16 protein-coding genes are annotated in these 25,698 nt (G+C 66.0%); 13 read left to right on the forward strand and 3 right to left on the reverse strand.

What is annotated here, in order from left to right:
• Positions 1 to 14 precede the first annotated feature (14 nt).
• The 6 genes from IB225_RS08895 to IB225_RS08920 all read left to right on the forward strand — a co-directional run bounded on the left by IB225_RS08895 (position 15) and on the right by IB225_RS08920 (position 10,245).
• Complete coding sequence (locus IB225_RS08895) at positions 15 to 1,712, forward strand: D-aminoacylase (protein WP_192310926.1); 1,698 nt, start codon at positions 15 to 17, stop codon at positions 1,710 to 1,712.
• Positions 1,713 to 1,857: 145 nt separating this feature from the next.
• Entirely contained in the window at positions 1,858 to 4,194 is a 2,337-nt protein-coding gene (locus tag IB225_RS08900) for a TonB-dependent receptor (protein ID WP_192310927.1), read from the forward strand.
• A 58-nt stretch (positions 4,195 to 4,252) separates the two neighbouring features.
• Positions 4,253 to 5,305: a DUF1611 domain-containing protein gene (locus tag IB225_RS08905; protein ID WP_192310928.1), complete on the forward strand. Its 1,053-nt coding sequence runs from the start codon at positions 4,253 to 4,255 to the stop codon at positions 5,303 to 5,305.
• 10 nt (positions 5,306 to 5,315) lie between these two features.
• Positions 5,316 to 6,449 carry a hypothetical protein gene (locus IB225_RS08910; protein WP_345776598.1) on the forward strand — a complete coding sequence of 378 codons (1,134 nt, stop codon included), beginning with the start codon at positions 5,316 to 5,318 and terminating at the stop codon, positions 6,447 to 6,449.
• A complete protein-coding gene (locus tag IB225_RS08915) occupies positions 6,446 to 8,035 on the forward strand; it encodes a serine hydrolase (RefSeq protein WP_225583652.1) in 1,590 nt (529 codons plus the stop codon). The genes IB225_RS08910 and IB225_RS08915 overlap by 4 nt, the downstream gene beginning before the upstream one ends.
• Before the next feature lie 125 nt (positions 8,036 to 8,160).
• Complete coding sequence (locus tag IB225_RS08920) at positions 8,161 to 10,245, forward strand: TonB-dependent receptor (RefSeq protein ID WP_225583763.1); 2,085 nt, start codon at positions 8,161 to 8,163, stop codon at positions 10,243 to 10,245.
• 14 nt (positions 10,246 to 10,259) lie between these two features.
• On the opposite strand, the gene IB225_RS08925 is transcribed toward IB225_RS08920, so the two are convergent.
• Together IB225_RS08925 and IB225_RS08930 are read right to left on the reverse strand one after the other, a co-directional pair.
• A complete protein-coding gene (locus IB225_RS08925) occupies positions 10,260 to 11,078 on the reverse strand; it encodes a polysaccharide deacetylase family protein (protein WP_192310930.1) in 819 nt (272 codons plus the stop codon).
• A 2-nt stretch (positions 11,079 to 11,080) separates the two neighbouring features.
• Positions 11,081 to 12,481 carry a glycoside hydrolase family 30 protein gene (locus IB225_RS08930; protein WP_225583765.1) on the reverse strand — a complete coding sequence of 467 codons (1,401 nt, stop codon included), beginning with the start codon at positions 12,479 to 12,481 and terminating at the stop codon, positions 11,081 to 11,083.
• A gap of 355 nt (positions 12,482 to 12,836) precedes the next feature.
• Here IB225_RS08930 and IB225_RS08935 point away from each other — a divergent pair, with 355 nt between their 5' ends.
• From IB225_RS08935 to IB225_RS08965, 7 genes are all read left to right on the forward strand, one after another.
• Complete coding sequence (locus IB225_RS08935) at positions 12,837 to 13,847, forward strand: LacI family DNA-binding transcriptional regulator (protein ID WP_192310932.1); 1,011 nt, start codon at positions 12,837 to 12,839, stop codon at positions 13,845 to 13,847.
• 340 nt (positions 13,848 to 14,187) lie between these two features.
• Complete coding sequence (locus tag IB225_RS08940; RefSeq protein ID WP_192310933.1) at positions 14,188 to 17,235, forward strand: TonB-dependent receptor; 3,048 nt, start codon at positions 14,188 to 14,190, stop codon at positions 17,233 to 17,235.
• Positions 17,236 to 17,364: 129 nt separating this feature from the next.
• Complete coding sequence (locus IB225_RS08945; protein WP_192310934.1) at positions 17,365 to 18,918, forward strand: tryptophan halogenase family protein; 1,554 nt, start codon at positions 17,365 to 17,367, stop codon at positions 18,916 to 18,918.
• A 12-nt stretch (positions 18,919 to 18,930) separates the two neighbouring features.
• Complete coding sequence (locus IB225_RS08950; protein ID WP_192310935.1) at positions 18,931 to 19,638, forward strand: SapC family protein; 708 nt, start codon at positions 18,931 to 18,933, stop codon at positions 19,636 to 19,638.
• 4 nt (positions 19,639 to 19,642) lie between these two features.
• Positions 19,643 to 20,641: a cupin-like domain-containing protein gene (locus IB225_RS08955; protein ID WP_345776619.1), complete on the forward strand. Its 999-nt coding sequence runs from the start codon at positions 19,643 to 19,645 to the stop codon at positions 20,639 to 20,641.
• 21 nt (positions 20,642 to 20,662) lie between these two features.
• Positions 20,663 to 22,171, forward strand: a complete 1,509-nt coding sequence (locus tag IB225_RS08960) for a tryptophan halogenase family protein (protein WP_345776599.1) — start codon at positions 20,663 to 20,665, stop codon at positions 22,169 to 22,171.
• A 35-nt stretch (positions 22,172 to 22,206) separates the two neighbouring features.
• Entirely contained in the window at positions 22,207 to 23,058 is an 852-nt protein-coding gene (locus IB225_RS08965; protein WP_192310937.1) for an NAD-dependent protein deacetylase, read from the forward strand.
• Here IB225_RS08965 and IB225_RS08970 read toward each other — a convergent pair.
• On the reverse strand, positions 23,033 to 25,237 hold the full coding sequence (locus tag IB225_RS08970) for an EAL domain-containing protein (protein ID WP_345776600.1): 2,205 nt from the start codon (positions 25,235 to 25,237) through the stop codon (positions 23,033 to 23,035). The genes IB225_RS08965 and IB225_RS08970 overlap by 26 nt on opposite strands.
• Between the last annotated feature and the right edge of the window lie 461 nt (positions 25,238 to 25,698).

Below are 25,698 nucleotides of genomic sequence, written 5' to 3' on the forward strand. Positions count from 1 at the left end.
ACGGAGATCCCGCCATGTCGCGACTCAAGCCCGCTCTGCTGTTCCTTGCCTTGTCCGCCTGCGGCCCGCTCGCGGCCGCACCTGCCGAGCGCTACGACCTGCTGATCCGCAATGGCGTGGTCTACGACGGCAGTGGTGGTGCGCCACAACGCGTCGACGTCGCGGTGAAGGGCGACCGTGTCGTGGCGCTGCTGCCAGCGGGGCAGCAGGCCGATGCGGCGCAGGTGCTTGATGCGAAGGGCATGGTGGTCGCACCGGGCTTCATCAACGTATTGAGCTGGGCGACCGAATCGCTGATCGCCGATGGGCGTGGCGTCAGCGACACCAAGCAGGGCGTGACGCTGGAGATCTTCGGGGAAGGCTGGTCGATGGGGCCGGTCAATCCACGCATGAAGGCGGACGCGCTGAAGCAGCAGGTCGACATCCGCTACGACATTCCATGGACCACGCTGGGTGGCTATCTGGAACACCTGGAACAGCGCGGCGTCACGCCGAACATCGCCTCATTCGTCGGCGCGACGACGGTGCGCATCCATGAACTCGGCGAGGACGACGTCGATCCCACGCCCGGGCAGCTCGCACGCATGCAGGACGTGGTGCGGCAGGCGATGCGCGAGGGTGCGCTGGGCGTCGGCAGCTCGCTGATCTATCCGCCGGCCGCGTTCGCCGACACCAACGAACTGATCGCGCTGGCGAAGGCGGCCGGCGAGTCCGGCGGCGGCTACATCTCGCACATGCGCAGCGAAGCGGACCGCTTCCTGGAAGCAGTCGACGAGACAATTTCCATCGCCCGCGCCACCGGCCAGCGGGCCGAGGCGTATCACTTGAAAGCCGCGGGCGAGAAGAACTGGCCGAAGATGCAGCAGGCGATCGACCGGATCAACGCCGCGCGTGGCGAGGGCCTGCAGGTCAGCGCCGACATGTACGTCTATACCGCCGGCGCCACCGGACTGACGGCCAGCCTGCCGCCGTGGGTGCAGGCGGGTGGCCACGACGCGATGATCCAGCGCCTCAAGGATCCCGCCATCCGAGCGCGCGTGATCGCCGAGATGCGCGACCCGGACGTGCCGTGGGAGAACCTGCGCCTGCTGGCGGGGTCGGACGAGCGGCTGCTGCTGATCGAGTTCAAGAGCGACGCGCTGAAGCCGCTGGGTGGCAAGACACTGGCGGCGATCGCGCGCGAACGCGGCACGCCGGTGGAAGACACCGCGATCGACCTGATCATCGAGGACAACCACCGCATCGGTACCGCGTATTTCCTGATGAGCGAGGAGAACATCGAGCTCGGCCTGAAGCAGCCCTGGGTCAGCCTGGGCTCCGATGCGGAGTCCTCCGCCCCGGAAGGCGTCTTCCTGAAGTCGAGCACGCATCCGCGCGCCTACGGCAACGTCGCGCGCTTCCTCGGCCACTACGTGCGCGACCGCAAGCTGATGCCGCTGGAAGAGGGCATCCATCGCCTCACCGGCCTGCCGGCCGCCAACTGGAAGCTGACGGATCGTGGCTGCCTGCATGCCGGCTGCTTTGCCGACATCGTCGTCTTTGATCCGGCGGCGATCGCCGACCGTGCCACCTTCGACAAGCCGCAGCAGTACGCCACGGGCGTGAGCGAGGTCTTCGTCAATGGCGTGCAGGTGCTGCGCCAGGGCGAACACACCGGCGCCACGCCGGGCCGCGTTGTCCGCGGGCCGGGCTGGGTCGGGAAGGCCAAGTAGGCCGCTCGTCGCCGATTCTCTGTTTGTGTTGACAATTCTCTGATTAGGATCATTATCCCTGATCAGGATGTCACTGCAGGATCCGGCCGGGGGCCGGGGCAGCGTCCAGACCATCGCAGACCCTTCTGTCGCCCGGAGAACAGGCATGACCCAGTTCCAGTCCGCACGGCCGTGGTACCGCAAGCAACTCTCCCTGGCGATCGCAGGCGCACTGGCCTGTTGCACGGCGCCCGCACTGGCGCAGGACGTGGTCGAGCAGCCGGATGACGCGTCCGCCGCGACGAACCTGGATACGGTCATCGTCACCGCCAACAAGCGCGTCGAGAATCTGCGCGATGTCGCCGCGTCGATCAGCGTGATCGACGAGCGCCAGCTGGAGAATCTCGGCGCCGTGTCGCTGTCCGACTACGCCGCCTTCATCCCGGGCCTTCAGGTGCAGAACGACGGCAGCCCCGGCCTGACCCGCGTGTCGCTGCGCGGCATCGCGGCACTGTCGTCAGGCGCCACGGTATCCACCTACATCGACGAGGTGCCGGTGGGATCCAGCGGCATCTACCAGGGCGCAAGCACGCTGATGCTCGACCTGCTTCCGTACGACATCGGCCGTGTCGAAGTGCTGCGCGGGCCGCAGGGCACGCTGTACGGCGCGGGTGCGATCGGCGGCCTGCTCAAGTACGTGACGCGCGAACCCGACCTGTCGACGCCGGAAGCCCGCGTGGGCGTCGGCATGCGCAGCGTGCAGAGCGGCGACCAGGCGCTGAACCTGCGCTTCGGCGCCAGCCTGCCGCTGAAGGACGAACGGCTGGGCCTGCGGATGAGCTTCGCGCGCAACGAGATTGCCGGTTTCACTGACAACGCGGTGGACGGTCGCGAGGACATCAATGGCGGCAGCCAGCTCGGCGCGCGGACGGCGCTGTCGTGGGATGGCGACAAGGTTGATCTGGACCTGGGCGTGCTGCACCAGCGCATCCGCAGCGATGATCGCGCGGGCGTGGCGCTCGATCCCGACACGCAGCAACCCCTGTTCGGCGACGATGACGATCTCGCCTGGCAGCCGCGGCCGTTTTCGAAAGAACTGACGCTGGTGTCGCTGAGCGTCGACTGGGACCTGGGGTGGGGCGATTTCGTCTCCGCGACCGGTTGGTCGCAGACCGACACCGTCGACCAGATCGATTCCACCGTGCAGTTCGGCGAAGTCGCCGATCTGCTGCTCGGCCTGCCGGAGCCCGGCAGCTCGTTCGTGCGCTACAGCTTCGACCTGGACAAGGTCACGCAGGAGTTCCGCCTGCAATCGAAGGGCGGCGGCACGTTTGAATGGATGGTGGGCGCGTTCTACACCAAGGAAGACGCGCTGCAGAGCCAGTTCGCCTGGCTGGGCCAGCGCGACGGCTCGTCGTTGCCGGCGCCGTACGACGACATGTTCGGCACGCTGGCGATCATCAACCTGCCCAGCGAATACAAGGAATACGCGCTGTTCGCCAACGCGTCGTGGCGGTTCGGCGACCGCTTCAAGATCGATGCCGGCCTGCGCCAGGCGCGCAACGACCAGTGGTTCAGCCAGAACGTGCCCACGGGCATCCTGGCGCCAATCGGCGAAACGCCCGGCGACTCCAGCGAGGACGTGTTCACCTGGAGCCTCAGTCCGCAGTACCGGTTCTCCGACAGTGTCATGGTCTATGCGCGCGCGGCCACCGGCTACCAGCCCGGCGGCCCGAACGTCGCGCTGGCGGGCATGCCGCCGCAGGTCGATTCGTCGATGCTCGACAGTTACGAGATCGGCCTGAAGTCGCAGTTCGCCGACCGCCGCGTCACGCTCGACGTGTCGGCGTTCCGGATCGACTGGGAAGACATCCAGGTGGCGTCGTCGTTCAACGGCGTCGGCGGCCTGGTCAACGGCGGCGAGGCCACCAGCGAAGGCCTGGAACTGTCATCGCAGTTCCGCGTTACCGATGCGCTGACGCTGGGTCTCAACGGCGCCTACACGGATGCCACGCTGAAGAACGACTTCGATCCGACGATCATTCCTCAGGGAGCCTTCGACGTCATCCTGTGGACCGGCCTGGCCGGCGACCGCATGCCGTACTCGCCGAAAGTGTCGTGGACCGCGACGGCCGAGTACGCCTTTTCCACCGCAGGCGGCCTCGACGGCCAGGTCGGCGCCGCGCTGCGCTGGACAGGCAAGCGTCTGAACGACACCACCGAACGGCAGCGCGTCACCGCGCCAGGCGATCCGGATACGCTGCTTGTGCCGGACGAGATCACGGTGCCGCTGGAACTCGACAGTTACCGGGCGCTCGACCTGTACGCCGGCATCGGTACACGGAGCTGGGAGCTGCGTGCCTACGTCAACAACGTTACCGGCGAGAAGGCATGGTCGACGCTGGCACCGATGGATGGCGCGCTGTCCGGTGCCCGTTCGCACCTGGCGGCAGTGCCGATCCAGCCGCGCACCTTCGGCGTCGAAATCGACTTCCGCTTCTGACCGTGCGCCGCCCGCATGCGCGGGTGGCGTCGTCTTCCCCCGGACCCGGGCACCGCGCATGCAGACCGCCGCTCCGTCGCCGTTCGAGGCCGACAGGCTTCCGCAGCCCTACCTGTTGTTCCTCGGCGATACCGTCGAACCCAGCTACGCCAAGACCGCGTTCGGCCTGCGCGACTGGGCGCGCGACCGCTGCGTGGGTGAATTCGCCTGCGATACGGTCCAGGTCACCGCCGGACTGCCTTTCCTCTCGCCCGCCCAGGCGCGGCAAGCGGGCGCACGCGCGATGGTCATCGGCGTCGCCAATCCGGGCGGGCGGATTCCGCCGTCATGGATCCCGTTGCTGGTACAGGCGCTTGAGGCGGGACTGGACCTGGTCGGTGGCATGCACATGCGGCTGGCGGGCATCGAACCGTTGCGCAATGCCGCGCGCGCGCTCGGGCGCCGCCTGATCGATGTACGCGAACCGCCCGCGAACCTTCCCGTTGCCAGCGGCGCGAAACGCACGGGGAATCGCCTGCTGACCGTCGGCACGGATTGCGCGCTCGGCAAGAAGTACACCGCGCTGGCGCTCACTCGCGCGCTCCGCGCGCGCGGCGTGGACGCGGATTTCCGCGCCACCGGCCAGACCGGCATCCTGATCGCCGGCACTGGCATACCGATGGATGCGGTGGTGGCCGACTTCGCCGCCGGCGCCGCCGAGACGCTTTCGCCGGATGCCGATGCCGCGCATTGGGATGTCATCGAAGGGCAGGGCTCGCTGTCGCACCCGGCCTACGCGGGCGTGTCGCTGGCGCTGCTGCATGGCAGCCAGCCGGACGTGATCGTGGTCTGCCATGAGTACGGCCGCGAGCGCGTGCTCGGGTATCCGCACTATCCGCTGCCCTCGATCGAGGACACGATCACGCTCGCGTTGATGCTGGGCGCGCGCACCAATCCCGCCATCCGGTGCGCCGGCGTCAGCGTCAATACCGCGAAGCTGGAACCCGAGGCCGCGCAGCACGTGTTGGCGGCCATGAGCGAACGTCTGGGATTGCCGGTCGCCGATCCGATCCGTGGCGGCGACGCGTTCACGTCGCTGGTCGACGCCTGCCTCGCGCGTGGCGCACGCTGAGCCGATGCACGTGACGTCGACCCGCTTCCAGCGCTGGGTGTTGCCGGGGCTCGCGTTCAAGGCCGCGGTCATCGGGGGCGGCTATGCGACCGGGCGCGAACTCGCGGAGTACTTCATCCCCAGCGGGCCACAAGGCGGCATGCTCGCCATCCTGACGGCGATGGCCTGCTGGAGCCTGGTCTGTGCATTGACCTTCGCGCTCGCGTATGCGGTCCGCAGTGTCGACTACCGCAGCTTCTTTGCGGTGCTGCTCGGCCGCTTCGCCTTCCTGTTCGAACTGGCCTACCTGGTGTTCATGGTGCTGATCCTGGCCGTGTTCGGTGCAGCCGCCGGCGAAATCTTCGCGGCCTTGCTGGGCTGGCCGAAACTGGTGGGCACGCTATTGCTGATGGTCGGTATCGGTGCCTTCACTGCGTTCGGCAACACCGTGGTCGAAGCGCTGTTCAAGTGGGTCTCGGTCTTCCTGTATGGCGTCTACGCCCTGTTCGTGCTGCTGGTGCTGGCGGGGTTCGGCGACCGCGCGCTGACCACGCTGTCCATGCCACAGCCGACCACCGGCTGGTTGCAAGGTGGCCTGACCTACGCCGGCTACAACATCGTCGGCGCGGTGATCGTGCTGCCGCTGGTGCGGCACTTCCTCAGCCGCCGCGATGCCGTGGTGGCCGGCGTGCTGTCGGGCCCCCTGGCAATGCTGCCGGGGCTGCTGTTCTTCCTGTGCATGCTGGCGTGGTATCCGCAGATCGGTGACGAGGCGCTGCCGTCGGACTTCATCCTGCGACAGCTCGACATGCCCGTCTTCCACGTGATGTTCCAGTTGATGATCTTCAGCGCCCTGCTGGAGAGCGGGACTGCCGTCGTGCACGCCTCCAACGAACGGATCGCGCATGCGTGGCGCAGCCGTCGCCGCGTAAATCTGGGCAAGCGCCTGCGCCTGGCGATCGCTGCCGTGCTGCTGGTCGGTTCGATCTTCATCGCCGACCGGGTCGGCCTGGTGGCGCTGATCGCTCAGGGCTATCGCGGGCTGGCCTATCTGTTCCTGGCGGTCTACGTACTGCCGCTGCTGACTGTCGGCGTGTGGCGACTGTGGCGCCGCTCCGCCCCTGCGGGTTCGCCTGCGCCCGCCCTGTCCGGAGATCGTCGATGATGGTTGCCCTCAAGATCCGCTGCCCGCTCATGCTGGCGTTGCTGCTGTGCGCGGTGATGCAGGCGCATGCGCAGGTGCCTGCCGGATTCGACGCGCGAGTCGAACAGGCAATGGGCTCGCGCGAAGTTCCCGGCATGGCGATCTCGATCGTCAAGGATGGACAGGTCGTGCACGCGAAAGGCTATGGCGTGCGTCGGCTCGGAGGTAGCGAACCGGTCGATGCGGACACGATCTTCCCGACCGGTTCGACCGGCAAGGCGGTGACCGCGGCGGCGATCGCGATCCTCGTCGACGACGGCAAGCTGTCGTGGGACGACCGGGTGGCCGACCACCTGCCGGACTTCCGCATGTACGACGCCTGGGTCACGCGCGAGATGACGGTCGCCGACCTGCTGCTCCATCGCAGCGGCCTGGGCCTGGGGGCGGGCGACCTGCTGTTCATTCCGCGCACCTCGCGCAGCCGCGCCGACATCGTGCGTGCACTGCGGCACATCAAACCCGCCACCAGCTTCCGCAGTGGCTATGCCTACGACAACATCCTGTACATCGTTGCCGGCGAACTGGTGACCCAGGTCAGCGGGCAGCCTTGGGAAGACTTCGTGCGCACGCGGATCTTCCAGCCCCTGGGCATGACCACCGCAGTCAGCGATGAGCAGGACCGCTTCGCCAATCCGAACCGCGTCCAGCCGCATGCGCGCCTGGACGCGCGACTGCGTGGCCTGGGACCGCAGCAGCTGCTGCCCGAGCGCGAAGGGCTGGGCCAGGTCGGCGCGCCTGCCGGCGGACTGTCGTGGAGCGCGAAGGACTTCGCGCGCTGGATGCAGCTGCAGCTCGCGTTGGGTGCGCTTCCTGATGGCAAGGGCCGGATCTACAGTGAAGCCTCCGCGCGCGCGATGTGGACGCCGCAGATCCCGATCCCGATCCGCCCTTATCCGGAGCCGATCACGGACATGACGCCGCAGTTCTCCGGCTATGGCTATGGCTGGAACGTGCAGGACTATCGCGGCGTCAAGGTCGTGCAGCACGGCGGCGCGGTGTTCGGTGTACTCGCCTTCGTCGTGCTGGTGCCGGAGCGCAACCTGGGCATCGCGCTGCAGATCAATGCCGAGGACGTCGAGGTGATGCGCGGACTCGGCTACGAACTGCTCGACCACTATCTCGGCTTAGAAGCGCGCGACTGGGTGGGTGCCTTCTCCACCTGGAACCGCGAGCGGCTCGCCGGTGGCCTGAAAGCCCTGGACGGTGCGAAGGCCGACGCGCGCAACGCGTCCTCGCGGCCCTCATTGAAGCTGGCCGGTTATGCCGGCGCCTACACGGACGCATGGTATGGATCGATCACCGTTGCGGAACGCGGAGGCAGCCTGCGTGTCGACTTCAGGCAGACGCCGGACATGGCCGGTACCCTGAGTCATTGGCAGTACGACACGTTCCGGGTGGACTGGGACGATGCATCGATCGAGCCCGCGTACATGACGTTCGCGCTCGACGCCGAAGGCCGCGTGGCACGCATCACGATGAAGGCCGTGTCGCCGCTGGCGGACTTCAGCTACGACTATCCCGACCTGCTGTTCGAACCCGCAAAGTAGCCGGATGGCCGGCGTGCCGGCGGAGCGTCGTGTCGGCGGAGGTGCCGCACCCTGTACCATCGTGCCCTCCGCCGTTCCGATGCCTGCACGTGAAGTCGCCCCTCTGCTGGACGCTGGGCAGTGTCCTGCTGGTCTCCCCCGCGTTTACTCCCGCGTACGCGCAATCCGCGGCGACGCTGGATCGCGTCGTGGTCATCGCCACCCGCCTCGAAGGCGTGAGTGCGTTCGATGTGCCGGCATCGGTCGACATGCTGGCGCTGGAAGACGGCGGCGCCCGTTCGCAGGCCGCATTGTCGGAAGCGCTCGACGGTGTTCCGGGCCTGCTGGCGCGCGAACGGCAGAACCTCGCGCAGGACACGCAGCTGTCGATCCGCGGCTTCGGTGCGCGGTCGACCTTCGGGGTTCGTGGCCTGCGCCTGTATGCCGATGGTGTGCCGGCGACCATGCCGGACGGGCAAGGGCAGGTTTCGCACTTCAACATGCTGGGCGCGGATCGCGTCGAAGTCCTGCGCGGCCCGTTCTCTGCGCTGCACGGCAATTCCTCCGGGGGGGTGATCCAGCTGTGGAGCGACGTTCCCGGATCAGGGCACGAGGCGCGTATGCAGGGCAGCGTCGGCAGCCACGACAGCACGATCGTGGGCGCGCGGCTGCGCGGTGCCAGCGCTGGGCTGGGCTACAGCGTGGCGGCATCCGTGCTCGACGTTGGCGGCTACCGCGATCACAGCGCGGCGCGGCGCGAATCGCTCAACGCCAAGCTGCGACTGACGCCCGGGGCCGGCACGCTGGACCTGCTGCTCAATCATTTCAATGCGCCCGACGCGCAGGATCCGTTGGGGCTGACACGCGCGCAGGCCTGGCAGGATCCGAGCCAGGCATCCCCTGTCGCGAAGCAGTACGACACGCGCAAGTCCGTTCGACAGGACCAGCTGGGCCTGGTGTACGACCGGCCGTTCGACGGCGGGCACCGGCTGCGCGCGATGGCTTACGGCGGGCGACGCGAGGTCGAGCAATACCTGGCGCTGCCGATGGTGGCCCAGGCGAATCCGCTCAACGCCGGTGGCGTGATCGACCTGGATAACGAGTACGGCGGTGCGGATCTGCGCTGGTCGTGGACGGGCGATCTGGCGGGACGGCCATTCGAACTGAGCATCGGTGCCAATGGCGACCGGCAGCGCCAGCACCGGCGCGGTTACGAGAACTTTGTCGGCACCGCGCTGGGCGTTCGTGGCGCACTGCGCCGTGACGAACGCAACGAGGTATGGAACGCCGATCAGTATGTGCAAGCCTGGTGGCAGCTGGCGGAGCGCTGGTCGCTGCTGGTAGGTGCACGGCACAGCCGCGTGGGCTTCCGCTCGGAGGATGACTACATCACCGCGGGTAACCCTGACGACAGCGGTCGCGTGGTCTTCGAGCGCACGACGCCGGTGGCGGGTGTGATGTTCTCGCCCGCGGAGACGCTGCGCTTGTACGCATCGCTGGGGCGTGGTTTCGAGACGCCCACCTTCAACGAGATCGGCTACCGCGCCGATGGCGGCGCCGGACTGGCCTTCGATCTGCGGCCGGCGACCTCCCGCAATGCCGAGGTGGGCATGAAGTGGCGGAGTGGCCACGGCGCGCGCGTGGAAGCGGCGTTCTTCCGCGCCGACACCGACGATGAACTTGCTGTCGCGCGCAATGTCGGAGGCCGCAGCAGCTTCCGCAACGTCGGCGCCGCGCGCCGGCAGGGCGTCGAGATCCAGGCGGACCTGCCGCTGCACGACGCGTGGCAACTGCAGGTGGCCTACACATGGCTGGATGCGACGTTCCGCGACAGCTTCCCGATCTGCACGACGACCGGCTGCACCTCACCCGGCGTGCAGGTGGACGCGGGAACGCGCATTCCGGGCGTGGCGCGGCAGCAGGCTTCGATGCGGCTGCGCTGGCAAGGCCACCGATGGGCCGCCGCGGCGCAGTGGCTGGCGGTCGGCGATGTCACCGTGAACGACACGGGCAGTGAGCGTGCGCCCGGTTGCGGCCTGCTGAATCTTGAAGTGGTGCGCGACTGGGCCCCGGGACGCGGCCGCCTGCAGGGATTCGCGCGCGTCGACAACGCGCTCGACCGGTTCCATATCGGCTCCGTCATCGTCAACGAAGGCAATGGCCGCTTCTACGAGCCCGGACCGGACCGGACCGTCACCGTGGGTCTGCGCTGGCACTGGGCCGAGGGCTGACGCCGCGTCCTTCTTCAGGGCCTGGAAGCGGCGGCCTGCGACCGCTGTGTGGCGACGTACTGCATGATGTCGACGAAGGGCGCCACCCAGTACACATCGGGGTGTGCGGCCAGATGCTGCAGCAGTTGCTCATGCGCCTCGCGCGAGACGGCCAGGTGATCGCCGCCGATGCCGTGGAAGGTGAAGCCCACCATCGTGCCGCGACGGGCCGCTTCCTCCACGCGTGCGATCAGCTGTTCGCCGGTGACGTCCACCGGCACGTCGACGGGCACGGCCGCCGGATCGAGGGTCGCCATGTCGGCGATCACGCCGCCGCTGCCGCGCTTGATCGCGACAAACTCCGATGCGATCGCATCGACATAGTTGCCGTCGGCCGCCTGCGTGTCGCCGCAGGGAACGGTCATCGTGCGCACGGTCCGGCCATCGAGCGCAGTGAGCATGACGTTGGCCATGCGGACCTGGTCGGCCATCTGCGCGACGGTGGTGGTGTCGAGGTTGCGTTGCGGTGCCACCCAGCTACGGTCTGGCAGTGATGCCGAGCACTGATGGAACAGGGTGTGGTTGCCGAGTTCGTGGCCGTTGCGTGCGGCTGCGACCCACTCCCTCTGGCGTGTGCGCAGCGTGTCAGAGGCCAGCGTCAGGTAGAAGCTGCCTTTCAGGCCATGGCGGTCGAGCGCCGGAATCGCATTGTCGAGCTGCGACGGTGGCGCATCGTCGTACGCGAGGCTGACGGCGGCCTTCCTGCCGCCGGGCCATGGAAACGGATCGGCGGCCTGGGCCGTCCCGGCGACCGCCGCCAGCGCCACCAGGACGAAGCGCAGCGCGCCGGACATGCTTACTGCACCAGCGTCTGGATAGCGCGCGCCGGAATCGTCACCACCGCCGAAGCCTGCCCGACATAGAAGTTGTAGGCGATCTCCTTGTCGGTGGGGTTCATCACCACGGTGGCCAGGCGGCCGTCCGGATTGACGAAGGCGGTGGCCAGCAGCGTGCTGCGGCTGGTCGCGGTACTGACGCGACGCGCCTCCGGCCGGATGAACTTGGAGAAGTGCCCGATGTAGTAATAGCTGGGCGTATAGATCAACTCACCGGTACGCGTGTCGGCGTGCAATGGCGCGAAACAGAAGTTGCCAACGTGGTTGGGCCCGCCGGTCTGGTCCAGCAGCATGTTCCAGTCGGTCCAGCCCACCGCGCCGTTGTTGAAGTCGTTGATCATCGAGGTGCCGTAGCGTTCGGCGTTCGGCCAGTGCTGGTAGCGCGCCGGGTCGAACTTCTCCACCGCCGCTTCGGTGAGCAGCACGGGCTTGTCGGGGAAGGCCTCGGTCACCGCTGCCACGTTGCGGAACATCGGATCGAAGCCGGCCCACGTCTCGTACCAGTGGAAGCCGAGGCCCCAGGCGTACTTGGCGGCTTCGGGATCGCCCAGGATCACCTGCGCGCGGTACAGCATCATGTCGCGGTTGTGGTCCCACACGATGATCTTCTTGTCGGCGTAGCCGGCCGCATGCATCGTCGGGCCGAGATGCAGCTTCAGGAAGTCGCGTTCCTCTTCGGCCGTATACAGCATCGACTCCCACGTCTGGGTGGCCATCGGCTCGTTCTGCACGGTGATGCCCCAGATCGGGATGCCTTCCTTTTCGTAGGCCTGGATGAACTTCACGAAATAGTTCGCCCACGCGTCGCGGTACTCCGGCAGCAGCACACCGCCGCGAAGCATGTGCTTGTTCGTCTTCATGAAGGCCGGGGCACTCCATGGGCTGGCGTACGTCAGCAGGTTGCCTCCAGCGGCGGCGATGGCCTGCTTGATCATCGGAATGCGCGCCTGGCGGTCGTGCTCGATGGAAAACGTGGCGAGGTCCTTGTCGCCTTCCTCGATGTAGGTGTAGCTCGCCGAGCTGAAGTCGGAGCTGTGAATGGTGGTGCGCGCGAGCGAATAGCCAATGCCGTCTCGCTTGTCGTAGTACGCGCGCATGAACTCGGCGCGCTTCTCCGGCGACAGCGTGGCGTAGACCTCGGCCGTGGAGTCGGTGATCGCGCCACCGATGCCGAGCAGTGCCTGGTGCTTCTTCGACGGGTCGACGAAGACGGAGTTCTCGACTTCGGTCAGCTTGTGACCGGTCTTCAGCGTAGCGGTGCCGCTGCGTGCCAGGCGTTGCGTGCTGTCCTGCGCGGTGGTGTAGATGGTGACGGAGGCGGGCGCATCGGCGGCGATGGCATCGGGCGCGCCGGTCATCATCGACAGGCCCAGCAAGGCGGCGAAAAGGGGGGTGTGGCGCATCGGCATGATCCTCGTGGGCGCGACATGGCATCCCGCGCAGGCTGCGGGTGATGTCGTTGCAGAGTGGTTGACAGCGCTGTCATACAGTTGCTACACCATGCTGTCAACCAACCGCGGAGGGGTGTCGCGCGGTCGTGTCGAACGGCTGGATTTTCCGTGATGTGCAGCGCGTGGTGTGTTGCCGTGCAACATGAACGTTGCGGTGTCGCAACGTCATCGCGGACGACGGACACGGTACCCAGCGATGCGTGGCGCTGTCAGAATCCGGCCTCGTTGCCGGAAGGGATGGACGAAGTGGAGCGGGAACCGTCTTATGCGTAGTCGGATCGAGGATGTCGCCGCGGCTGCGGGTGTTTCGATGAAGACCGTGTCGCGCGTGCTCAACAACGAGCCCAACGTGCGCGACGCGATGCGCGAGCGCGTCATGGCGGCCGTCGAGAAACTCCAGTACCGGCCGAACCTGTCGGCGCGCAGCCTGGCGGGTCAGCGCTCGTATGTCATCGCGCTGGTCTACAACAACCCGTCGCGCAACTACCTGATGGAAATCCAGAGCGGCATGCTGGACGCGTGCCGCGACCACCACTACAACCTGGTGCTGGCACCGGTGGGGTCTCCCAAGCAGCGCAAGGCCGAGGACCTCAAGGTCGTGTTCGAGCATTTTGCGCCGGATGGTGTGGTGCTTATTCCGCCCCTGACGGACGATCCTGCCGTGCTCGAGTTCCTTGAGCAGCATGACGTGCCGTACGCCTGCATCGCGCCGAAGCATCCGGATGGCAGGATCGGCGTGATGATGGACGAGACCGCCGCAGTGCTTGAGCTGATGGCTTGGCTGGTAGAACAGGGCCACCGTCGCATCGCACACATCAAGGGTCCCCCGGCGCATGGCGCATGCCAATGGCGCTACAAGGGTTATCGCGATGCGCTCAAGAAGGCCGGCTTGGAGTACGAAGCCGACCTGGTGGTGCAGGGGGCCTTCTCGTTCGAATCCGGCATCGAAGCCGGCAACGCGTTGCTCGATCTCAAGAAGCCGCCTACCGCGATCTTCGCGGCCAACGACGACATGGCGGCCGGGGTGATCCGCGCCGCGTGCGAGCGTGGCCTTGTGGTGCCGCGCGACATTTCGGTCTGCGGCTTCGACGACACGCCGATCGCGCGGCACATCTACCCTGCGCTCACCACGGTGCGCCAGCCCACGTCCGAGATGGGCAAGCTCGCGACCCTGCAACTGCTGTCGCGTATCCGCACGGCGGAGGCGGGCGGCATGGTGCACGTCGAGCACGAAGTGCTGTTCCGCGAGTCGACCCAGCCGCCGACGCGTCGCTGATCCCGCTGTCGTTCGAGTCCAACGACGTGTGACCCGTCCGCGTCCGCACGCCCCTGCGCCACCCCTGACGTTCCATACCAATAGAAAACCTTAGGTGTGGTCCCGCAAAAAATTTCTGTCGAAGCTGCGCTTCGGCGTAGTTGGCGAAAACGATTTCAGCTGCGCCGCAACATGCAGAATATCCCTTAAAACAAGGGGTTTTTCTGCTATTGCTACGAAAATCACAAAAAGTTGACAACGCTGTCAATCGCGCGTCCAATGCGGCCCAATGTGAGAGGCGATGGGGGCCTCGAGCACGTACACCAACGCCATTCGTGAATTTCCGGAGAGGGGAAAGTCCATGAAGCAAGTGCAGTCCGTTCCAAGGAAGCGGGTGCTGTCATCCGCATTGTTGCTGGCGCTCGCCGGCCCCGCGTGGGCGCAGCAGGCCGAGCCGCAGGGCACCGCCAGTCCCGCATCCACCACCGCCAGTGAGACGGATCCCACGGAGCTCGACACCATTGTCGTCACCGGCATCCGGGCCAGTCTCGAGTCGTCGATGAACCTCAAGCGCGATGCGCAGGGTGTTGTCGATGGCATCGTTGCCGAGGACATCGGCAAGTTCCCCGACACCAATCTCGCCGAATCGCTGCAGCGCATCAGCGGCGTGTCGATCGATCGCACGCCCAGCGGTGAAGGCTCGAAGGTCACGGTGCGCGGCATCGGCCCCGACCACAACCTCGTGCTGCTCAACGGCCGCCAGATGCCAGGCGCGCTGCTGAACGGCTTCTCCGCCTCCAATTCGCGTGCGTTCGATTTCGCCAACCTCGCGTCGGAAGCAGTGTCGGCCATCGAGGTCTACAAGACCGGCCTGGCCTCCAACCCGACCGGCGGCATCGGCGCGACCATCAACATCAAGACGGCCCGGCCGCTGGAAAGCGGGCCGCTGGCGAACGTGGGCGTGAAGACGGTCCACGATACGTCCAACGGCAATCTGCCCAAGATCATGCAGGGCGATGACTGGACCGGCGAAATGTCGGGCATCTTCAGCCAGACTTTTGCAGACGGAAAGTTCGGTATCGCCGTCAACGGCAGTTACCAGGAACGCGACAGCGGCTTCAGCCAGGTCGGTGTGACCGCCGGCTGGCGCACCCACTTCGGTGGCGAGGGTGGCTGGGGTGCGATCGCGCCGGGTACGCCAGGCAATACCAACTTGCCTGGCCCGAACGATCTGTACTCGGTGCCGCAGAACCTCAACTACAGTGTCAACGGCATCTCGCGCCAGCGCACCAACGGCCAGGTGACCCTGCAGTGGGCCCCGACGGACCGGATCACCACGACGCTGGACTACACGTACTCCGAGAACAAGATCCAGACGCGCCGCAACGAAATGTCGGTGTGGTTCAACTTCGTCGGTGTGGAAAGCGAATGGACCGATGGTCCCGCCGCCGGCCCGATCTTCTACCGTGAAAACATCCCCTGCACCGGCACGCAGAACCCGAACGGCACTTACGAGGGCTGCAGCGATCTGGCGATGGCGGGCGGTATCAGCGCGACCAAGGCCGAGAACGAGTCGGTCGGCTTCAACGTGGAATGGGAAGTGTCGGATGCGCTCGACCTGGCGTTCGACTACCACCGCTCCACGGCCGAGCTGATGCCGGACAGCGAGTGGGGTTCGCAGGGCAACATCGGCACCGCATCGTGGGTCCGTGGCGACACGACGGTCTACTTCGACGGCGAACTGCCGATCCTCAGCTACGAGTTGGCGCCAGGCGTCACCGGCATCCATCCGTCGCAAGCCCGCCCGACCGGACGCCAGTTCGTGAACGGTTATTCGCGCGGCGAGGTCGACCAGGGCCAGCTGAGCGGTACCTTCAAGTTCGGCGACTACTCCGACCTGAAGTTCGGCGTGGCCAACACCGAGGTCAAGAACCGGACGGCATGGGGCATCAACGAGAACGCGGACTGGGGCGGCATCGGATCCGCGTCCGATTTCGACGACAGCCTCTGGCAGATCGACGACATGGCGCGGTACTTCGATGCCTTCCCGGGCTACAGGGATCCGCGCTTCAGCAGCCAGTTCCTGGTCTTCGACTATGAGCGTATGCGCCAGGCGGTCGGCGCGTTCACGGGCAGGCCGGACCTCGCTCGTCGGCCGGACGATTACAACCGCGCCGACCTGCGCACCACCGAGAAGACCCGCAGCGCCTACCTGCAGTACAGCACCAGCTGGGAAACGCGGATTCCGATCAACCTGGCCGTAGGCGTGCGCTACGAGAAGACCGAGATCGAATCCGGGGCCCAGGTGGATACCCCGGTCCTCGTGCGCTGGGTGGCGGACAATGAGTTCTTCACCGACATGGGTGCCAAGTCGTTCACCACCATGACCGGTGAATACGATTACTGGCTGCCGAACATCGACGCCAGCTTCGAACTGACCGAGGACATGGTGCTGCGTGCCAGCTATGGTCACTCGCTGGGCCGTCCCGGTTGGCAGGACATCCAGGGTGGACAGACCGTCAGTCCGTTGCTGCGCATCAACGGCGGCAGTGGCAACTCGGGCAACCCGAACTTGAAGCCGCTGCTGTCCAAGAACATCGACCTGTCATACGAGTGGTACTACAGCGAGGCCAGCTACTTCTCGATCGGGTACTACCGCAAGGACATCTCCAACTACATCGATCCCGGTGCCGACTCCTTCCAGGACACGTTGTTCAGCCTGCCCACGCCGGTGGGTGGCGCGTACTGGAACGCCGCCATCGGCGCCGGTGGCTGCGGCAGCGCGGACGTAGGCTGCATCCGCCAGTACATCTTCGACAACTTCGATGGCCAACCGGGCGTGGACAGCACGGCGGGTTCGAATGGCGAGATCACCGGTATCGCCGGCGATCCGCTGGTGGTCTACAACGTCACCATCCCCGGCAACGCGGGTTCGCACAAGCTCAACGGCTATGAGCTCAGCGTGCAGCACATGTTCGGCGACAGCGGCTTCGGTTTGGCGGCCAACTACACCATCGTCGACAGCGACAGCCTGTCGTACAACAACAATGCCAAGGGACCGCAGCAGGTGCTCGTCGGCCTGAGCGACTCGGCGAACCTGGTGGGCTTCTACGACAAGGGGCCGTGGCAGGTACGCCTGGCGTACAACTGGCGCGACAAGTTCCTGAACTCCCAGTACGACGGTGACGCGGCGGATATCGCCAAGCGGAATCCTGTGTATGTCGAAGAGTACGGTCAGTGGGACCTGAGCGTCGGGTACAAGTTCAGCGACAACTTCACGGTGCAGTTCGAGGGCGTCAACCTCACGGATGAAACCATGCGGCTCAGCGAGCGCAACAAGAACACCCTGTTCTATGGCACTCAGACCGGCCCACGCTACATGCTCGGTTTCCGCTACAACTTCCGCTGACGTTTGACGGCATGCCCAGGTCCGAGCCGGATCTGGGCGGCATCGCCAAAGCCGCTGGTCTCCAGCGGCTTTGGTTTTGGGGCGGACCTCGCAGGTCCGGCCAGGCGACTGCAACGAAGAGGTGGCGGCGTGGATGTTCCTGTCAGGCATGTAGTCATCCTCGGAGGCGGTTCGGCAGGCTGGCTCACCGCTGCCGTGCTGGCGGCCGAGCATCAGTCCGCGCTTGAAACCGGACTGAAGATCACGCTGATCGAGTCGCCGGAGGTGGCGACCGTCGGTGTGGGCGAAGGCACGTGGCCGACGATGCGCGATACCTTGCGCAGAACCGGCGTCAGCGAGACGGCCTTCATCCGCGAATGCGATGCGGCCTTCAAGCAGGGATCCAAGTTCGTCCGCTGGCGCGAAGAGGTCGATGGCGACTACTACCATCATCCGTTCGTGCTGCCGCCGGGATTCCTGGAGACCCATCTTGCGACCGGCTGGATGGCGCATCGCGAGGTGCCTTTCAGCATGCTGACATGTTTCCAGGCGCATCTGTGCGAGGCGGGGAAATCACCCAAGCAGTTCGCCACGCCGGAATGGGCATCCGTCGCCAACTACGCTTACCACCTGGATGCGGCGAAGCTGGGCGTGTTCATGCGCCGGCATTGCGTCGAGAAGCTCGGCGTGCGCCATGTGTCCGACCACATGGTGGGCGTGGACACCCATGAGAACGGCGATATCGCCGCGCTACGCACGCGGGAACACGGTGCGATCGACGGCGATCTGTTCGTGGATTGCAGCGGCATGCGCGCGCTGCTGATCGGCCAGCACTACGGCGTCGAGATCGAATCGCAGAAGGATGTGCTGTTCAACGACCGCGCCATTGCGACGCGCGTGCCGTATGTAGATCGCAGCGTGGAAATCGCGTGTCAGACCATCTCCACGGCGCAGGAAGCCGGCTGGATCTGGGACATCGGGCTGCAGAGCCGGCGCGGCATCGGTCATGTCTACTCCAGCACCCACACCAGCGACGACGCTGCCGAGGCCGCATTGCGCCGCTACATCGTGGCGACGGGCGGCCGCGAGCAGGACATCGAATCGCTGCCGAAGATCGTGATCCGACCCGGCTTCAGGCGCGGTGCCTGGCACCGGAACTGCGTGGCGATCGGGCTCTCCAGTGGCTTCATGGAGCCGCTCGAGGCGTCTTCACTGGTCATGGTGGAACTCGCGGCGGGCATGCTTGCCGACCAGATGCCCGCCACGCGAGCCGCCGTGGACATCGTCGCCAGGCGCTACAACGACACCTTCAGCTATCGCTGGGACCGCATCGTCGATTTCCTGAAGTTGCACTACGTCCTGAGCAAACGGGACGACAGCGCGTACTGGCGCGACAACCGCAGGCTCGAAACGATCCCCGACCGTCTGCGCGACCTGCTTGAGTTCTGGCGTCACCAGCCGCCTTCGCGGTACGACCTCAACCGGGTCGAGGAAGTGTTCCCCTCGGCGAGCTACCAGTTCATCCTCTATGGCATGGGGTTCGCGCCGGAAGCCAGGCCGACCACGCGGCGCATGGATGATGTCCGGCGCTCCGAAGCGTACTTCCAGGAATCCGCAGACATCGCGCGGAAGATGCTGTCGGCATTGCCTGGGCATCGCGAGATGCTCGATCATGTGATGACGCGCGGAATGCCGCGCATCTAGGACAGCCCAACGATGCCCCGACACGCCCAGGTCAACAACATCGATCACAAGGATCTGCGGATCGACACCCGGCGCAGTGCGCAGCTGGGTGACGATGTCGGATTCGCCGCCACGTTCCCTGCCGAGTTCCGCGACCTGCAGGCTTACTATCCCATCGTGTTCCGCAAGGACATGCACGGCGTGTTGTCGCCCGTCGCACTGCTCGGGTTCGAGGAGGGACGGAACCTGTTCCTCGACGGCGAGCGCTGGGATGCGCACTACCTGCCGCTGGCGATCGAACGGCAACCGTTCCTGATCGGGCGCGGGGGCGACGAGATGACCGTGCATATCGACCTGGACAATCCCAGGGTGGGGGGCGCCACCGGCGAACCGCTGTTCCGTGAGCATGGCGGCAATACCGAATTCCTGGATCGGATCGCGTCGGTACTTCTCACGCTGCACAACGGGCTCGAGCGCGTGCCGGTGTTCGTCAATGCCCTGCTTGAGCTCGATCTGCTGGAGTCCTTCGCGCTCGATGTGGAGCTGGACGATGGGTCGCAGAACCGGTTGGCGGGCTACTACACCATCAATGAAGACCGGCTACGTGGTCTCGATGCGGTGGCCCTGGGTCAGCTGCATGCCGCAGGCCACCTGGAGCCTATCTTCATGGCCGTGGCCTCGATCTCGAACTTCCGTGCCCTGATCGACAGGATGAACCGGAGCCGTGCTGGCGGACGCTAGGCCAATCCGTGAGCAGCGCGGTGATGTACCGGGCGCGCTGACCCATGCACTGCAGGCGCCGTCCGAACCGACGGTGCTGCGGGGTCTGGTGGCGCATTGGCCCATGGTCGCGGCTGCTCGCGAATCGATGCAGGCCGCTGTGGCCTATCTCCACGGCTTCGAACGCGTGGATGCACCGCCGGTGGTCGCCACGGTCGGCGCGCCCGAGGTCGGTGGCCGCGTGTTCTACAACGACGACCTGAGCGGGCTGAACGTCCGTCAGGAACAGGTTCCGCTGCGGACCGTGCTGGACACGCTGCTCAAGTACGCGGAGCGCGAATCCGCACCGATGATCTACGTGGCGTCGACCACGCTCGATACCTGGCTGCCGGGCTTCAGTGACGACAACGGACTTCCGCTGGAAGGGCGCGATCCCCTGGCGAGCATCTGGATCGGCAACCGCACCCGTGTTGCCGCCCACCAGGACGTCCCCGACAACATCGCGTGCGTGGTGGCCGGGCGGCGACGCGTAACGCTGTTCCCGCCGGATCAGTTGCGCAACCTGTACATCGGCCCCCTGGATTTCACGCCTGCGGGCCAGGCAATCAGCCTGGTCGACTTCGCATCGCCGGATCTCGAACGTTTCCCGCGCTTCGCCGATGCCATGCGGCACGCACAGGTCGCCGAGCTGGAACCCGGCGACGCGGTGTTCATCCCCAGCATGTGGTGGCACCACATGGAGGGACTTGAACCGTTCAACGTCCTGGTCAATTACTGGTGGCGCGACGCACCCGGCTGGATGGATACGCCGATGAACGTGCTGATGTACGCACTGATGACCATCCGCGACCTGCCACCGCACGAGCGCGAGACCTGGAAGGAAGTATTCCGGCACTACGTGTTCGACGCCGACGAAGACACTGCGGCGCATATCCCGGCGCCTGCTCGCCGCGTGCTGTCACCGCTTGACGATGCCCGTGCGCGCGACCTGCGCGCCCGCCTGCTCAAACGCATCAACCGCTGAACCAGACCTAGGAATCCGTCCGTGAGCAATGACACCCGCGATATCCGCAGCCGGCCGATCAAGCGCGTGATCATCGCGGGTGGCGGTACCGCGGGCTGGATGGCGGCGGCGGCGATCTCCAAGGTGCTTGGCGGAGTACTGGATATCACCCTGGTGGAGTCCGAGGAAATCGGGACCGTGGGCGTGGGCGAAGCCACCATTCCCACCCTGATCAGCTTCCACCGGATGATCGACATCAACGAGCAGGCGTTCATGTCGGCGGTGCAGGGCACGATCAAGCTCGGCATTTCGTTCGAGAACTGGCTGGAGACGGGCCATCGCTACATCCATTCCTTTGGATTCAGTGGCAGGGATCGTGGAGCGACCGGCTTCCAGCACTTCTGGCTCAGGGGGCGGAACGAAGGCTATGCCAGTGGTTACGAAGACTATTGCCTCGAACTGAAGGCGGCACTGCAGGACCGCTTCGCGCACCTGCCGCGCAGCGGCACGAACTACGCGTACCACATGGATGCCAGCCTCTATGCGAAGTTCCTACGGGAATTCAGCGGGCGCCACGGTACCCGGCGTGTGGAGGGCAAGATCGTGGATGTACTGGCCGACGCGGAGTCAGGCTACATCACCGCGCTGAAGATGGAGAACGGCGACACGCTCGAGGCCGATTTCTTCATCGACTGCACCGGCTTCCGTGCGCTGTTGATCGGCAAGACGCTGGGCGTGGGTTTTACCGACTGGTCGCACTGGCTGTTCAACGACAGCGCGCTGGCGACCCAGACCACCGCCGTGCGCGACGCGGTTCCGTACACGCGCGCGATCGCCGGTACGGCCGGCTGGCAGTGGCGCATTCCACTGCAGCACCGGGTCGGCAACGGCATCGTCTACTCCAGCCGGCACATCAGCGATGACGAAGCGCGCGAGCAGTTTCTGTCGAGCGTGGAAGGCGAGGTCATCAAGCAGCCTTGGCCGATCCGGTTCAAACCTGGCCAGCGACAGCAGTGCTGGGCGAAGAACTGTGTGGCGCTGGGCCTGGCCGGCAGCTTCATCGAGCCGTTGGAGTCGACCACGATCCACCTGATCCAGCGCGGCATTGTGCACCTGCTGCAGAACTTCCCGCAGGTGATCACGCAGCCCGCCATCGATGAGTACAACGCGCGCCTGGATGAGGAACTGCAGCACGTGCGCGACTTCGTGGTGATGCACTACCACCTCAGCGACCGGCGGGACTCGCCGTACTGGCGTGAGATCGCGGAGATGGAGATTCCCGCCACGCTGCGCCATCGCATTGAACTGTTCCGCGAAACCGGCACCGTGTTCCACGTGCCGGGCGAACTGTTCGGCGAGAACTCCTGGATCCAGGTGATGATGGGTCAGGGCATCATGCCGAAGCGCTATCACCCGACTGCCGACGCCGTGTCGCCAGCGGAACTGCAGCACTTTCTCGACGAGATCCGTAGCAACGTGCTGGCCACTGTGCAGCGCATGCCGGCGCACATGGATTACCTGCGCGGCTACTGTCCGGCTCCCCGGCCCTGAGTCACGCGACGGGCGGCATGGCTTATGCTGCCCGCATGAGCGATACGAGACTCGAGGATTTCATGGCGGCGCATGGCCGCCTGTTCGTGCTGACCGGGGCGGGTTGCAGTACCGCGTCGGGCATTCCCGACTATCGTGACGAAGAGGGCGCGTGGAAGCGCACGCCGCCCGTGACCTATCAGGCCTTCGTCGGTGATCTCCTCACGCGCCAACGCTACTGGGCACGCAGCCTGCTCGGCTGGCCACGCGTAGCCGCTGCGCAACCGAATGCGGCGCACCGTGCACTCGCGGCGCTGGAGAGCCAGGGCCGTTGCGAACTGCTGCTGACGCAGAACGTCGACGGCCTGCACCAGGTCGCGGGCAGCGAGTCGGTGATCGACCTGCACGGCAGACTCGACGGGGTCATCTGCCTGGAGTGCGGAACGCGGTCCTCGCGCGCGGCGTTGCAGGTGCGCCTGGAGCAGGCGAACCCGGCATGGGTATCGCTGGACGCTGGCGCTGCGCCGGATGGCGATGCCGACCTGGATGGCAGGGACTTCAGCGGATTCCACATCCCCACCTGCGAGATATGTGGTGGGCGGCTGAAACCCGACGTGGTGTTCTTCGGCGAGAACGTGCCGCGCGCGCGCGTCGATACCGCGATGGATCATCTCAATCGTGCCGATGCGATGCTGGTGGTCGGCTCGTCGCTGATGGTCTATTCGGGCCTGCGTTTCGTGCATGCCGCCGTGCGTCGCGGCGTTTCGGTAGCCGCAGTCAGCCTGGGGCGAACGCGTGCCGACGATCTGCTGGCGTTCCGGGTGGCGGCGCCGTGTGGCGAAGCGCTCGCCTTCCTGCTGGAAGGCAGCCGTTGCCCGTCGGTCACTCCACCGGTCGTTGCAGGTTGACCCAGCGCTCCAGCGAGTGCGGCGACAAGGGGCGCGACACGTAATAGCCCTGCAGCACATCGCACTTGAGCGAAGCGAGGACAGCCCGCTGTGCGGCGTTCTCCACGCCTTCCGCCACCACCTTCAGCGCCAGGCTTTCGCCGATGCGCAGGATCGAGGTGGTCAGTGCCCGTGCGGATTCGCTGTGTTCCAGATCGCGCACGAAGCTCATGTCCAGCTTCAGTTCGCTGATCGGCAACCGGTGCAAATGGCTGAGGCTCGAGTAGCCGGTACCGAAGTCGTCGATCGACAGACTCACGCCCATCCGGTGGATCGCATCGATGTTGGCGAGCACTTCCGGTTTCTCCGCCAGCATGACGCTCTCGGTCACTTCCACCATCAGTTCGTCCGGCGACAGCCCGCACTTGCCAAGCACGTTGCCGATGAAGGTCGGCAGGTCCTGCTGTTCGAAGTTGATCGCCGACAGGTTGACCGATACGCGAGGCACCGGAACGCCGCGGCGACGCCAGTCCGCCATCTGGGTGCAGGCCTCTTCCAGCGTCCAGCGGCCGAGTTCATCGATCAGGCCGCATTCCTCGGCCATCGGCACGAAGGTCGCCGGCGATATCTCGCCGATTTCCGGATGCCGCCAGCGCAGCAGCGCCTCGACGCCATGCAGCGGGGCGCCGTCTTCCAGCCCGACCTGCGGCTGGTAGTGCAGCCGCAACTGGCCGCTGCGAACGGCCTCGCGCAGCGCGTTCTCCAGCGCCAGGCGCTCCTGCATCGCCTGGTTCATTTCCAGGCTGTAGAACACGATGCGACCGCCACCTTCCGACTTGGCGCGGTACATGGCGATATCGGCGTGACGCACCAGCGAATCGACATCCCAGCCATCGGCCGGGAACATGGCCACGCCGACGCTGGCCTGCGGCGTCAGCATCATCCGGCCGGCGTTGACCGGCTCCGACAGGCGCGCCATCAGGCGATCGGCGAGGTTGGCGGCTTCCTCCGCCGTGCGGTCCGGAATCGCGAGCACGAACTCGTCGCCGGCCAGCCGCGCCACCACATCGCCCTCGCGCAACTCGTTGCCCAACCGTTTGGCGAGTTCGCGCAGCAGCATGTCGCCTGCGGTATGGCCCTGGGTATCGTTGACGATCTTGAACCGGTCGATGTCGACGAACAGCAATGCCACATGGCTGTCGCGGCGTGCAGCGCCCAGCAGCATCTGCTCGACCTTGCTGTTGAACAGCGCACGGTTGGGCAGGCCGGTGAGCGTGTCGAAGAATGACAGCTGGTGCATCCGCGCGCGGGCGCGCTCGCGTTCCATCGCCAGTGCGCACAGATGCAGGCAGACGTCGACCACGCGCAGGTGGAATTCGTCCGGTGCGCGGTTTTCCCAGTAATACAGCGCGAACGTACCCAGCACGCGCCCGTCGTTGCCCTTGACCGGGCTGGACCAGCACGCGCGGATGCCGAGTGCGAGGAACGGCGCGTTGTGCGATTGCCAGCGCGGATCGCGTTCGATGTCGCGGCACTCGACCGGCTGCCCGCTCCACGCGGCCGAGCCGCAGGCGCCCACCATCGGGCCGGCCAGCTCGCCGTCGATCACGGAGGCGATGTGGTCGGGCAGGCTGGGCGATGCGAGTGCGCGCAGGCGGCCGTAGTCGTCGACGCCGATCACCGAGGCCACCGCCTCCGGCATGACCTTCTCGACCTCGCGGCAGATCAGGGTCAGCACTTCCTGCAGCGGTTGCTCGCGGACGATCGCGCTCAGCACCTTGCGGTGCATCTCTTCGTGCAGCTTGCTGTGGGTGATGTCCGTATAGACGCCAAGCAGATAGCGGACGTTGCGCTCGGGATCGAAGACCGGGTTGACCACGGCGGAGATCCACAGCGGCACGCCATTCTTGGCGTACACGAGCAGCTCGGTGCGGTAGCCCTGCTGCGTGTGCAACTGCCCGCGCACCCATTCCACTGTTTCGGGATCCGTATGCGGGCCTGCCAGGAAGTCGCTGGGCCGATGCCCGACGGCGTCTTCCTGCGTGTAACCGAACATGCGCGTGAAGCCCTGGTTGATCCAGGTGATGCGCGCGGCATCGTCGCAGACGACGATGGCGTTGTCGCTGTGGTCGATGACCCAGGACACGTCGTGTTCGCCATCGGCGATGTACGAGGGCATGGCGATAGCAGTGGGCCTCACGGTCGGTTCTTCCCCAAAGAACGGTTGCCGCCAGATGGACCGGGTTCGCTACGGCATTCCCTGCTAAGCCGCCCCCGAAGCGTGGCGATGCATCGTGGCATCGCCCTGTTATTCCCGCACTTTACCTGAAGTTTTCCGCTGCGCGGGTGATGAGCAGGTGTGTAAACGATTCCTGCCTTTTCGCGGGAAATGCCTTGCGTGGCATGGGGTTCGGCCGCGCCCTCCGTCTCCCGGGTTCCGCCGGACAGGGGCGCACCGACACGGTGCGGGCCGAGGGCTGACGCACCCCCGTCATGAACGCCGCCTAGGCTTGCCGGCCGCAAGACAGGGGGCTTCATGAAAACGACGTGGATGTGGGTGGGAATGGGGATCGCGCTGTGCGTGACGGCCTGCGGTGATGCATCGGCCCCTGCGGCTGGCGTGCAAGAGGGCGTCTTGCCCGCGGGGCCGGTGGAAAAGGG

This window comes from Pseudoxanthomonas sp. PXM02 (assembly GCF_014851805.1).
Classification (GTDB): Bacteria; Pseudomonadota; Gammaproteobacteria; order Xanthomonadales; family Xanthomonadaceae; genus Pseudoxanthomonas_A.